Here is a 14,398-nt window from a genome sequence, read left to right as displayed (position 1 = left end):
TGCCAACTCGCAATGGCTTACTGGTCGATGGACAGCCCGATCAGCGCGCCGAGTTCCAGCACGGTTTCCGTGGCCATCGCACTCATCAGTTCCTCCAGGCGCACGGTCACCGAGGTTTCGTCAGGTAACGGAATCCCGAATGTCACCTGCTGTTGCCGTACCGCATCAAGGCTCGTGGCATTGCGCAAGATGATGCTGCTTCCCGAATCGGGATCCGTCAGCAGCAAGTGGCCGTCGGACATCGAGACCAGCCACCGCTGCATCGGCTCCAGTGTCAACGCCAGATGAATGCCTGCTTCCTCGGCGTCGACAATCAGGCAATCAAGCCGATCCCAAGTCTGTCGGGCCAGTGAAAGGTAATCTGCAGATTTCGCAAACTTGAGTACCAGTGTATCGACGCCATCCGGAATCGGTACAATCCTGCCCGATGAGCCAATACCGTCGATAACCAGCGTATCTGCAATCCGGCTGACCGCTTCCACAGTCATCGATGTATCGATGGGTTTAATGTCTTCACTGGCATTGCTGAACAGTCGGCCCGTCACAGGGTTATGCAGCACCAGGGTCTGATCGTTTGCCACGCCCAGATATTGTGGCCATTCACGTCCTGACACCGAGACACTGAGCAGACGGCCGGCTGCGACGTCATACCAGCTGCAAAGATTATCGCTCCTGCCCGCAAAGAGGTAAGGACCGCTACGCTGACCGGCAAGCAGTCGCGCCAGCTTTTGCTCCCGCGCCTGACGAGACTCCAGGCCATTGAAGAATTCGACTTCCACACCGACGATACGCGGTGGCTCGCCATCGGCCAGGTCGAACAGCACGTGGTCATGCCGGCGGACGTGCAGGCCGGCTCCATGTGGCACGGCCCAGGCAAAAGTGTCCCGCGGCATGACTCGCTGCATCGGGGCCAGCAGTTGCGCCTGCAGCAGACGTGTCCCCGAACCGAATGCCGCCGCCAGGCTTTCAGGCGCCATGAAGGGCTGACGATAGATTCGTCCGGATGCCCAGTCCATCATCCACGCCGCTTTTTTATCTGGCGTCAGCCTCAACACGCGCATGGCTTTGCCCGCCGTGTCGGCAATCAGAAATTTCTGATCCAGATAGATGACATACAGCGATGTCTTGCCCGTTGCATCGCTGATACCTCCGACTTCCACGCCATCGGCGGACCCGTTCTGAATGTTGGTCCCGACCGTTTCCCACCACTTGAACCCTTGCCCAGTGCGCTGCTGGCGGGCCGACAGCCATGCGTGATTGAGTCCCACCAGCCGAGTCTGGCCGTCGTCACTCATCTGGAACAGCATGCCTTCATCAGTGAGGATGACGTATTGTCCGCCCTGGCGGTGCACATGCTGCACCTCAAGGTGCAAGACACTTTGTGCAAACATCTCGGGCATCTGATCCGCTGCGCCGATGTGCTGTCGATAAACAAGGCGATGGCCAAGATGATGAAACAACACTGTATCGCCGCTTGATTGAAGCGGATCAAGCAGCACCCAATCGAGAAAGTCAGGTGTACCTTCCGTATTGCGCAGCACAGGCCGAATGACGCGCTCATCTTCACTGCGCACCCAGGCTCGGGTGGCTTTGCGCAAATTCTCGTCGAAGGTGTCGATCGTAATCATTGCGCCCAGTGTGAATTCCACTCTCTGGTCATCAAGTACCTCATGGTATGGGTAGTCGTGCCGTCGGAGGAAATCCGAAACATTGTCGCGTCCTTCGCGAATGATCCACGGATGGTCTGAATTCATATCGGAAATCGCAGTAAGGGCGAGGTAGTCTTCACCGAGCAGGTAAGTCAGCTTGTAGAAGCTTTTCCACATGTCTTCAAAGCGCTGAACCACTTGCAGCAAACCCTCTGGCGTCACCTGAATCGAAACAATGCAGGGGTTTTTTGTTGAATGTATTTTCATCACCCGGTAAGTGCGCTTGATCTGTCCGGTGACCAGATCCGTACGCCAGATGATTCCCTGCGCCGGGCAGTAATAAAACATCTCTTCGCCGATCTTCGGGCCGATGCAGATCTGCGCCGCATACTGCGGGTCCAGTCCGCGCACCAGGTGCATGGCATCTTCGGTGTGGTCGTACCAGGCCGTGGTACGACCGCCAGTCAGGGCATCGTGATAGTTGCGGATGACCGTCGGGCCATCGGCCAGACGATGAGCGCGGGCGAGTTCGCGCAAATGCTTGCGTGTGGCCGGGCCGTCGGCATCGTTGAGCGCGTCGAGTTCAGCAAAGAGCAGCGCGCCCGTTGCCCAGCCAACCTGATAGAAGCCCTCCGCAAGTTGCAGGTACACGACACTCCTGGCGGGCACCTGCACCCGCATCGAGCCCAACTGAAAAGTATCCTGTTCCAGCTTCACCGCCGCCGCACTCACCCACGGGGCACGCAATGACCACGTCATTGGATCATCGGAGGAAACCTGCAGCCGCAACGACTTGACGCCCTCGGTCAGGGTGATCGAGCAGTGCCCGCCAGTGGCATCGATGTCATAGCAAAGGTAACCGTGCACCTCCTGCGGCAATGGGGGGACGTGCAGAAAACGCTGATCAGGGCCAATCGCAACGCTGACGCGGGTTTCCACGTAGTTGGGCACCATTTTTTCGATGATGTATTCGGTCGGCAACCGGTAAAAAGTGAACCAGAATTGCCGCTTGCCTTCCCTGTCGTGCTCCAGCGCCAAAGCCGTTTCCAGGTTTTCCCTGAGTGTTGTCGAAAAGGGTAGACCACCGTATTCGTAGCCCAGGAAGCACTCTGGCAAACTCGGCAGCACGACGCTTTCAATACCGGGAGTCATATCGAGGGAAATCGTGCCGCGAAGGTCGAGAGTCTCTCGAATGCTGAAAGCCTTGCTGCGATCCCCAATGATCTTCGGCGGATGCAGATCGGAGTAATCGTCCGCTGCGAAAATCCTGTGATGGCCGAAGGTAATGAGTCCTTTGCGCAAATCAAGCCCGGTATAGACCGCACAAGGATTGGCAATGTAGGTATCGCCTTGCACCGAATGGCTTTGCGGTCGATAGGCCGAATGCACATCATTCAGATAACGGCCGATCCGTCTTCCACGTTCAGCCCTGGCGCTGAACCCCTCGACCAGGGCGCCGATGCCCACCGCGAGTCCGCCCAGAATCACTCCGGCGCCGCCGAGGAAGGCCGCCGCCGTGCCCGCACCGGCAACACCGGCGCCCAAAGCGCCAACACCCAGCGCCAGCCCAGCTGAATCGAAGGCCAGCTGCGTAGCATAGACCGCACGCTGGATATCGTTTTGGGCATTGACCAACAGATAAATGTCGAAGCCGATGCTGGCCAACTGCAAAACGGTTCCGACACCTTCGTTCAAGACGTTGCCCAGTGCATTACTGACAATCGACGAGGTGGTTTTGGCCACCCGCAGACCGTCGGTAAAGGCATGACGCACCAGATTCAGCAGTTGCACTGCGTCGACCACCAGCCCGTGAGCCATCTGCGCGTAGGCCAGGTAACCGTGGATGCGCACTGCCGACGTCAACGCGGTCGACCCCATCCCGGACTCCGCGTTCTGCAACCCGAGCAGCAGGGCTTGAATGGCAAATCCGGCATTGAGCGTGTGCACCGCACCGACATCCGTCGGATCGATCACTGGCGCCCCCGCGCGTCTGCCGGACAACGCTTCAAACGTATCGCTCAGGTAAGACTTGATCCCTTGCAGGCGCGTGTCATTGGTCTGCACTGTGCGTGTGCGCTGCGGATCACTGGCACTGACCATGGTGATTTCGCTGCGCCCTTGCGCAGTGTTCTTCAGGGAGTCGAATACCGGAACGAAGTCACGAGACAGTTGATGCTCGTCCTGTAACCGCAGGGTGGAGCTTTCGATCCTCCGCGCCCACTTGTGGCTGTCCACACTGCTCAGCGCCTGTCCCAGACGCGCATTCTCTGACAGCGAACGCGCGCGCAAAGCGGCATGCTGACTCCAGGGTTCGACGGCACGCCCGCCACCCAGCGGGTCACTGCTGAGCAAATGCTCAACGCTAATTTCCGAAGGCAACGATTTACCGGCAATGCTTGCGCCCTCGAGTTCGATGACCTCGAAAACGCTGGCAGCCCCCCGTTCCAGACCATAAAGCCTGGCAATCACTTCCTCCTGCATGAAGCGCTGGACGCCTTGTTGCAGATCCTCAATCCGGGCGAACGCATACAGCCCGAAGTTGGGATCGTAGAAGCGATAGGATGTCTCGCCTTGCGCTACAACCTTGCTCACCAGCATCGAATGATTGTCTGTGTTGAGCAACAGGCTGCCGGCAGCGGTTTTCGCTTCCAGCGTCTGCATCACAGTGGCCAGGTTCGCCGCCGGTTTCTTCTCGCCGAATCGCGCCATGGGTACGCCACGCAACTCGTCCAGCACCTTGAGCAGGGCATGGGCTTGCGGTGCGTCGGGAGTGAGATTGGCAATCGCCAGTTTGCCGATCAGCGCGCGCTCGGCCGAAGCGCCTTTCTCCAGCGCGGCGGCCATCACCAGCGCCAGTGGATAGCAGCGTCGGCCCGGATCCCCCGCACCGCGCAACAACAAATCCTGCGGCAATTGTCTGGCCGTATGCGCACCCGCCTCGAAGAACGCCTCGCGCACTGCCGCACCCCGCGCAAGGATCGACGCCCGGCGCTCATTCACGGCGGCGACCTCGACCCGACTCACGTACTCGCGCCATTGCCGCACGCTGATCGGTTCGGCAAATGCCTGCGCCTTCAGCACCCTGGAGTTCTGCCCGAGCGATTCGCGCTCCGATGCATTGACTCGTGCCTCGACCGGTGCAGGATCGCGATTGAGCAGTGTCTGTTCGATCACCTCGTAGCGCGCGACCAGGCCACGCTCGCGCGTATCTTCGGCAAAGGCGACTGTGGTTGCCCAGGCGTCAGCGAACCCGGCCTGATCCAGCGTCACAGCACCGAACAGGCCACCAAACATTACCCGGTGCAACGGGCTCAACTGATCCAGTGGCAACTTGCCCGCAGCGATGCGCGCCAAGGCCTCGTTGAGATTACCCAGTGACTCGGCCCCCATGGACGTTGGAGCTTTGTCGACTGCCTGGTTCAGCACCTGCTGTCGAGCATCAAAATCGAGGCGGATGGGGACGTTGAACGTCACATCACCGCTCAAGCGGTCATTCATGGCCCGTACAAACGGCTCACCCAGGTCATCCAGCAGTTGCTGCAGAACCGAAGTCAGCAACACTGATTTTCCTTCTATGACCGGCCAGCCAAGTTTGAACGTGAGGGTCCGCTCTTTCAGCAAGTCGGCCAGATTACCGGCGTAGCGCGACTTGATCTTGCCCGAATTCCACTTCTCATGTTCTTTTGCCAGCCAGTCTTCGGGGGTACCTTTCACGGCCCAACCGGAGATCATTTCCTCTTCGGTGAAGACGTTGAAGCCCTCGACCTGCTTCAGGTGTTTGCGAATCGTGGGCAGTTGCTCATGCTGCATGTCTCTTTCGACATAGCCGACTACACCGCTTTCAAGCGCACCTGGTCCGGTCATGTCGATAGTGCCCAAAGCGTCGAGACGAATTCCGTCCTGGTAATAACCGGCGATGGCCCTTACGAGTCGGTCGGGGGAATAGCCAGACGAACTTGGCAAGCGCCCGTCAGCCTGGGCTTCAAGTACGACCTTGACTGTAATATCCAGGACTGCCGCCACATCTGATGGCGTCACGCCTGCGAGGCTCATGCGGCGCTCAACCTCATACAGGCAGTCATAGTTCGTCCGGATCAAGTGCATGCTCGCATTGACCATGCCGCTGCCAGGGTGAGCCAGAACATAGGCATTCATTTCACTCGCCGACGGATCGCCCCAGGCCGCGCCGCGCCCGATGGCATCCTGGGGCAAAGACGTCGACAGTGGCGAAGCAAAAATCTGCTCGGCACCCGGTTTGCTCCGGGCGAATGCGCTCAGTGCCTGAAGATGTTCGGCGGGAATATGTGCGGTTCTGTCGACATAACGTTGCCGATCCCGCCCCGGCATCAAGGCATCGTCATGGTTGAGCAGCAACTGCAGGACACCGATCTTCGCGTCTGTGCTGAAACCACTGATGTCCACGCCACCCGGCTTCTCGATCAGCGGCGGCAAATAATCCATGTCGCTATAACGCCCGCCCTCGAGAAATTCGGCCTGCAACCGCACCACATCACTAGCTGCAGCGAAGTTGCCGCGCATGGCGACTTCGCGCTGGTAGACGTCCGCCAGAGAGTGACTGGCAAACTCCTGGCGAACATCGCGCAGGCGCAAATCCTCACCCACCATGGCCTGATGTGAATCCAGACATTTCTGGCGGAAGGCTTCGAGCGTCGCACGGTCCTTGCCATAACCCCGCACCATCAGGTCGATCCGCGCCTCGTCTGCGCGTCCGGCCCAGCGTGGCTGATTCAGGTAGTCGAACATCTGCTGTTTGAGTACCCGTGCGCGGTCTTCGATCATGCGGGACAGCGCCGTCGCGTTCGCCGAACTGGCGTCTGGTGATTCCATCGTGTGCGCACGGGCACTGTCGAGAATCACTCGGTTCATTTCAAAGGCCAGCAGCGCGTCACTGTCATACCAGAGATTGAATGCATATCCCTGCGACGCCAGTACCTTGCGCCAGATGTTCATGTAATCGCGCTGATTCGGCCCGACCTCACTGCCACCGACCCAGACAAAATGCATGATGCGCGGTATCGGTTTGCCAGCGGAGAGCATCTTCACAGTCGCACTCAAGCGGCGGTCGTAGTCGCCCAGTTTCAGGCGCAGTTTATTGACCTGAGCATCCGCGGCGTCCAGCTGTGTTGATTCAATCGCGTCCTTTAGCAATCTGATCGCTATCAATTGTTCTGCAAGACTGGTAGCCGCCGTAGCTCCGTCGTAGTAGCGCCAAGGAGCCTCCCCCAGGCTACCGCTGACGGACTCAAGTTCTGTACGCGCAATAAGATCGGCGAACACTCTGCCCATCGTGACTTCATCCATAATGCTCAATGCAATTTCCTTTTTTTTGGCCAAACGAACCCATCGCGACGACATGAGCCGTCGCGACACAGAGAAAAAACAAACTTCAAAAAAAACCAACGAAGACTTTCGTCAGGCCGGCACCGCTCCCAGCAACTGCGCAAGCGTTGCACTAGCGTCGGCATCATCGACTTCGACGATTTCCCGCAGCCTGTGCACCAGGCTCGATACCGCATAGGAACGCCCGCCCTCGAACCCGAGGAAGACGTCGCCGCGCATCGCCGGATCCGCCGAGCACACATCCCGCAGGATCAGGCTGTGCTGGCGATCCGGGTCGACGATCAGCAAGTGCTCGTCGACAAACGACAGTTGCAGTTTCTGCGGTGCGTCCAGCGCCCAGACCAGCTTGCCGGGAATCGCCGGAACCTCGCCCAGTGGGTGCCGACAATCGACAATCACCGAGTCCAGCCGCAACCAGCAGGCCCTCGACAGGTGGTACGTGACGCCGCCCTGCCCCAGGCGCAACACCAGACAGCTCACGTCATCAGCGATCAGTGGCAACAGGTCTTCGACCTTGTTCTGCCCCTCGACCACCAACACCTCGGCGTCGCGCCGCACGTATTCGAAAGGGCCGATGCTCTGCTGACCGGGATAGACGTGCACGCGGTGTGCCCGACGCTCGTGCAACAACACGTGCCGATGGCGGGTGCCGAGCAATTCGCAATCGTGTGGCAGATCCTGGCCCGCTACCCGAATCAGTTGTGCATTCGCCACGTCGTACCATTGCAGGTTGCCCGCGCCAGACTCCACGGCGATGTAGGACTCATGCCCGGCGGTCTCCAGCAATGCCTGCAGAGACTCCGGCAAATGCTCCGCGTGCTCGCTTGCCCAGTGACGATCAACGCCAATGATCTTTTCAGCTTCCTGATATCGCAGCTTGAGTGACACGCCGTTGACCGATGTCCCGCACAGACCGGAGCCGTCGTTGCTCACGGCACTGAACCGCCAGTCGTCCCACTCGGCCTGCGGTGCCGGCAGCAACTCGCTTGCCAGTAACTGTGCGCCGCTGCCGAACGCTGGTTCGAGCTGCCGACTGTCGAAGAACAGCTGACTCCAGATCTCACCGCTGGCGACGTCAAACAGCCAGGCCGCCTGGTTGTCCGGTGTGACCCCGAGCAGGCGCATTTCCCGTTCGTGCCCCGGATCGCACAACAGCAGGCGGTTATCCACACACCAGGCACACAGGCTGCGATCACCGGCGGCGTTGCGCAGACCCAGAATGGCGAAACTATTGACCGGGTACTTCGCCGCCAACGCTTCCAGCGCTTGCCACCACTGTGCGCGCCCCCTGAGCCAGCGCTCACTCAAGCCACCCAGATGCACTTCACCCTCTGCGGTCAGGTTGAAGAACAGGCCGTCATCGGTCAGTGCCAGATACCCGTCCTGCACCGGCACCACGTCATTGAGCCCGTCGGGTTGCAGCCATTGATGCGTCCATTGCGCCGGCCAGCGCTCGCTGCCGGCGGGTGCGCTCTTTTGCACCTTGCACAGTTTTTGCGCCAGCCGGTCGTAGATGAAAAACAGCTCCTGCTCATCGTTGACCGGCAGAAGCAGCAGATCATCCAGATGCTTGATCGAATCGACCCAGCCGCGGTCATGCCCGAAGGCAAACGGATGAATGCACAACAGGTCACGGCTGCGAATCCAGACCAGGTCACGTTTGCCCGGATCGAACGCCCAGCAGACCGACACGTAGGCGGCCGGTTGCCAGTCGACGGTGCTGACGCCTGCGCGTTCGGGCACCGGCGGTAACGTGAAATAGTGACCAAGCACCACCGACCAATGCGTCAAGGTCGGACTGGCGAACACTCGGTGGCCCAGCTCACGGTCCACCTCTCGGGTAACCGCAACCAGCTGCAGTTGGCCCTCATGGATCAGGTAATTGAATTGCGTGGCATGCCGATCGGCCCCCAACCATTGCTGTTCGATATGAATCACGCCCTGCGCATCGACCTCAATACGCCGAACGCTGCACTGCCCCTCCATCACCAGCAGACGGTAGCGGCATTTGAGCAAACCGCTGACAGCATCGATCTGCCAGATATCGTAGTTGTGCACCTCATAGAAGAATGCAGAATCGCCGACCACCGCCGCCAGCAGCATTTCATCGGCAGCCAGTACCTCTTCACTGCGGATGTACAGGAAGCGATCCTCGGCAGCGTCGTACCAGGCCGTGGTGTGGCGCGGTTGTCCCTGGGGCTCGAAAGGAATCGGAAAGTGATGAACCGGCGTGTAAGGCAGCACCAGTCGATGCTCCCGGGCCAGCGTCTGGTAATGCGTGAGGAGTGACTGCTCATTCTCCCCGGCTGGCGCGCTCTGCTCGATAATGTCCAGTCGTCCGCCACTGCGGTTGACCTTGAACGATTGCCGCCCGGTCAGTTGCAGAATGACCTCATGCCGTCCTCTGCCGCTGAACGTCACCTTCACGCCACCCACAGAAAGAACCCCGCCGACGTCGATCCGCACATCCCTCTCGGTGGCCCAGGCAGCTACCAGATTCCAGCGGCACTGCTGCAGGCTGGGAGACTGCAACTGGACATTGACCCCGCGATTGAGGATCAGTGAACAGGCGCCGCCCGCACCTTCGATGCGGTACGACACCTTGTCGTGCCAGACCGGTGGCGTCATCGGCACCGCCAATGCACGTTCGTGGGCATCCAGCCGCACCTCGATCACGGTGGGCCGATACGACGGTGCGAGACGGTTGATGATGTAGTGCACGGGAAAGGAGTAGAACGAGAACAGAAACCGCCATTGGCCAGCCGCATCCTTCTTCTCCAGCTTGCGGGCCGTATCGAAACCGGTGTCGTGACGCAGCGTCGAGAATGGCAGCGCCTTGTATTCGTAACCGTAGTACGTGGTCGGCGTACACGGCAGGACGACCAGTTGCGTAGTCGGCGGATCGAAGTGGATGTAGCCGGGAAGCCCCAGTTCACGCCGCAGATCGAGCGCTTGTTGATCATCCGGATTGAAATCCGGCACCCCGAAATGGTCGCGCAGCCGATACACCTTCGGACTGTCGAGCACCAGCATCGCACGATTGAAGTCCAGGCTCTGGACGACCAGCGAGGGGTGAGCGACCCACGCCCCGAGCCCGTCGTCATAGCGATAACCGACACCCCGACAGGCCCGCTCCAGATCATCGAAGAACAGCCCGACCTCCTGCGCCTGCTCAGCGATCCTGGCGAACCCCTGGGCCAGGGCCGCCACACCCACAGCCAGTCCGCCCAGAATCACCCCGGCTCCACCGAGCACGGCTGCCGCTGTTGCCGCACCCGCCGCGGCGGCTCCCAGACCACCGGCGGTCAACGCCAGACTGGCGGAGTCGAAGGCCAGTTGGGTGCCGAACTGCGCGCGCTCGATCTCGCTGTCTGCCGTCGCCAATTGATAGATGTCGAAGCCGACATTGGCCAGCCCCAGCACCGCGCCCACACCTTCGTTGGCCACATGTCCCAGCGCCTCGCCAACCACCGGCGCACAGGTACGGGCGATGATCTTCTCTTCATTGAGTGCGGTTTTGATCAGACTGATCAGGCCGGCGACATCCGTGACATTGCCATGCACCAGCTGCGCGTAATTGACGTAAGCGTGCAACCTCACGGCGGTGGTCAAGGTGCGGTCTTCTCCCTCTCGTCCACGCAAGACGTTCATCAGTGCCTGGATGGTGAAGCCGGTATTGAGCGTGTGTACGGCCCCGGCCTCGGTCAACTGTGGCGAGGCTCGGGTGCCAAGTACCGAAAACTGCTCCGACAGATAACTTCTGATGCGCAGCAGGCGATGATCGGTGCTGACCACCTGCACCACATGCTCGGCCTGCGAGGGATCGATCAGGTTGATCCGGTACTCGCCGGCGGGCGTTATCTCCAGGGTTTCGAACAACGGCACCAGCGGTTTTGCCGAAGCATGCAAATCCTGTAAAGCCTCAGTCGTCTGGGCAATCTGCTGTCCCCACCACTGGCTGTCCAGATCGCGCAGGCTGCGCCCCAGATGCGGATTGCTGACCAGTGAATGGCCGCGGGCACTGTTCAAGCGCCGACGGATCGGTCGCGGTGTATGCTCCGGCAGGACATTGTCGGACTCCAGCAATTGCCCGACACGCAATCCGCCGGACAGATTCAGGGCCGAAATCTTTTGTCCCTGCAGCTCGATCAGATCAAACGTCGGGCGCGCGTCGTCGCCATAGGCCGCATAGTATTTCGCCATGCCCTGTTTCTGGAAAAGGTCGGTCAGTGCCAGTTGGAACTGGTCAGGCTGGCTGAACTCGAACACGCCGAAATTGGGGTCATAGAAATGATAGGTGGCGTGCCCACCATTGAAGATTTTCGCCACCAGCATGGCGTGGTTGTCCGAGTTGAGCATCAGCGTGCGCGAGCTGGCGAACGCTTCCAGTGTGGTGCCGAGCTGCTGCAGATCGACGCGCCCCAACGGCTTGCCGATGTCGTGCAATTGCACGCCACGCAACTCTTCGAGTGCCTCCAGAAACACCATTGAATCGTGCTGCTGCGGCTCGGCAGTGGCCAGGAAGAATCGCTCACGCAAGCGTCGCGACGCCGCCACGCCGTGCTCCAGAGCAGCACTCATGATCAGCGCCAGCGGGTAACAGCGGCCACCGGGATCACCCGCCCCCTGGAGCAACAGATCCTGTGGCACCAGTTTGACGTCACTGGCCTCGATTTGCCCCAGTACCTGACCCAGCCGCAGGATCACCTGTTCACGATGCTCGCGGGTGGCGATGGTCTGGATATGGGCAACATGACGCCCCCATTGAAACAGCGTGTGCGCCTGCGACAGCGCGGCTCGTTTCAACGTCAACGCGCTGTCCGACGACACCATCGGCTGATCGACATGACTGGCGAGACCGGCCATGAATTGCGGCGCACGATGCTGATAAAGATGGCGTTCAATGGCCGCATAACGCACCGACGCCCCTACCTCGGCAACGCTGTTGGCCAGATTTTCCAGTTCGGGGGCAAGTTGCGTGAAGCTTGAGTTATCCAGTGAGCGTGCGCCGAGCATCTGTCCCAACACTACCCGTTGCAAGGGACTGATCTGGAAGAACTGCAGCGAACCCTCGGCAATGCCGCTTAGCAACTCATCCAGCGCCAGCCTCTGAATCCGCGCATCGCTGAGCGACGCCGGAGCTAGCAAAGTGACGGGCTGGGCCTTGATGGCCTGACGATCGTCGAACCCCAGACCCGGCCCTTCGGGAAAAACCAGCGGACCGTTATGACCTTGTCTCATCGCCTCCACAAACGGTGCACCGAGTCTGTCGATCATCCGTTGCAGTACATCCGTCAACAGCACCGGCCGGCCCTCGATGAGCGGCCAACCCTCCTCGAACACCACGCTTTGCTGGGTCAGCAATGCCGTTACATCGCCGCTGTAGCGCGCGCTGTACTGCCCTTCACGCCAGCGTTGCTGCTCGTCGAGCACCCACTGCCGGGTATCAATGGCGTTGTCTTTCCAAGAGTGATCCAGCTCTTCCTCGGTCTTGTCGTTGACCATCCACAGCGGTTCGATAGCCGCCTCCACACGTAACGCTTCCGCTTCGCGCGGGACGAAGTTGTGCCGTTCGTAATCGGCCATGCCATCGCGCATCGCGGCTGGCCCCGTCAGATAAATCGTTCCCTCGCTCTGCGGGCGGATGCCGTCACTGAAGTAGCCCGCGATGGCGAGCATCAGAAAATTGGCCGCCAGGTCCTCGGTCATCGACAGTTCGGCCAGAGGGCCAAATGTCTGCTCGAGCACTTCGCGCGCCAACCCCGTCATGCCTTCAAAGTCGCTCAGTGCAACGCCACGCTTGGCGGCGAGGCGGCTCGTCTGTTCAATGGCCTCATAGTTGAACCGAAACCGCTCGATCACGCTTTTGAGCATCGGCGATTGCGCGTGAGCCATCAGGAACGAGTTACTCAACGTGTTTTGCACGGCAACGGCGCGCAGGTCCTGCGGACGCACCAGCAACTCTGCCGGCGCCTGGAACACCTCGCTCAGTGCCGGCTGCTGTCGGGCAAAAACCTCAAGCGCGGCGCGGTATTCCTCGGGAATCCGGTCAAGATAATCGGTGTATCGGTCACGCAATGCCTGGCGTCCCGGCATCCAGTGCGGGTTGTGATCGAGCAGCAGTTGCAGCACGCCAAGGCGCGCATCACCAGCGAACGTACTGATGTCGATCCCGCCCATGGTTTTGACCAGTGGTGGCAGATTATCGACATCGACATAGCGGCCACCTTCGTCGAACACCGCCTCGACCCGCACCACATCGGAGGCGGCAGCCAGATTGCCACGCATCCGGGTCTCGCGATCATAGATGTCCTGCAATCGCAGCGGTGCGTCGAGGTCACGCAAGTCGCGCAACTGCAAATCACCACCTGCCACAGCCAACAGACTGCGCCGGTTTTGCTCGATCACGCTTTCCAGTTGTGCCGCATCCTGGCCGTAGGCACGGGACAACAGGTCGACCCGCGCTTCATCCGCTGATAACCCTCGCTCCAGCGCCGCATTGATGTGCAGGAACATCTGCTGCTTGAGGACGATGACCCGCTCTTCATACAGCGTACCCAGCCTGGCGTCGGTAATATTCTCGCTGCCGCCGTGCTGCATGGCGTCAGCCTTGGCAGCCTCGACAATCAACTTGTTGGTTTGCCAGGCCAGTAGCGCGTCACTGTCATACCAGAGATGGAGGCTGTAGCCCTGCCCGCTCAATACTTGCTTCCACAGATTGAGGTAATCATGCTGAATCGCGCCCAGACCACCGCCCAGCCAGACGAAGTGCAGGTTCTTTACAACCGCTGTTGCGGCAGTCTTCGCGTAAGTCTCGCTGTTTCGCAGGCGGGTCTCGAAAGCCTGAATACTGCTGTAGATTCGCGATAAAGCGTCTTTCGGCGGTTCAGCCTGGCTATGGGAGTCACGACGCAGACGCGATACGCCAATCAACTGTTCCAGCGAATGTTTGAGCAATGTCAGGGGTTCAATCAATCGCGGGGAATCGAGCAACCCGATACATGCAAAGTAATAGCGCCAGACTGACTGATAAACGTCACTGTCCCGGTGGACCAACAGGGCCCGCTCAAGATCAGCCTGTTTGAACAGGCTGATAAAACTAACATAACCGCTGGCATCTTGAAGTCTTTGATCGTGCATGAAAGTTCCTCCGTTACTTGACCAACATCATGTGTGCAGATGGGCACTTGGATGACGAACAAGCTAACGGCTGGCGAACCATCGCTCAAACTTCAGAACTTTCAATACATGTCAAAAAAGACAATTCAAAAACAACTGATAACGCGTGTAACAGCAACAAGTTATTGCAACAACCCTGATATATAAATCAACACAGCTGGAGAATATGCGGCACAACTGCGCGCGGACTGTTGCTGTGATCTGTCAAG

At 59.5% G+C, this 14,398-nt stretch carries 2 protein-coding genes; both read right to left on the bottom strand.

Going from position 1 to position 14,398, the window contains the following annotated elements; translation table 11 throughout:
- Positions 1–17 precede the first annotated feature (17 nt).
- Complete coding sequence (locus CKW11_RS15350) at positions 18–6,971, bottom strand: TcdA/TcdB pore-forming domain-containing protein (RefSeq protein WP_256582078.1); 6,954 nt, start codon at positions 6,969–6,971, stop codon at positions 18–20.
- 111 nt (positions 6,972–7,082) lie between these two features.
- Positions 7,083–14,150, bottom strand: coding sequence for a TcdA/TcdB pore-forming domain-containing protein (locus CKW11_RS15345; protein WP_095138177.1), 7,068 nt, complete (start codon positions 14,148–14,150; stop codon positions 7,083–7,085).
- Between the last annotated feature and the right edge of the window lie 248 nt (positions 14,151–14,398).

Origin of the sequence: Pseudomonas sp. Irchel s3a10 (assembly GCF_900187525.1) — a bacterium.
Classification (GTDB): Bacteria; Pseudomonadota; Gammaproteobacteria; order Pseudomonadales; family Pseudomonadaceae; genus Aquipseudomonas; species Aquipseudomonas koreensis_G.
The sequence above is the reverse complement of the archived record's forward strand: the minus strand, read 5'-3'. Positions and strand labels throughout refer to the sequence as shown.

Coding starts and splice junctions, on each gene's coding strand:
- CKW11_RS15350 (WP_256582078.1), bottom strand. CDS start 6,971: ATGGATGAAGTCACGATGGGCAGAGTGTTCGCCGATCTTATTGCGCGT.
- CKW11_RS15345 (WP_095138177.1), bottom strand. CDS start 14,150: ATGCACGATCAAAGACTTCAAGATGCCAGCGGTTATGTTAGTTTTATC.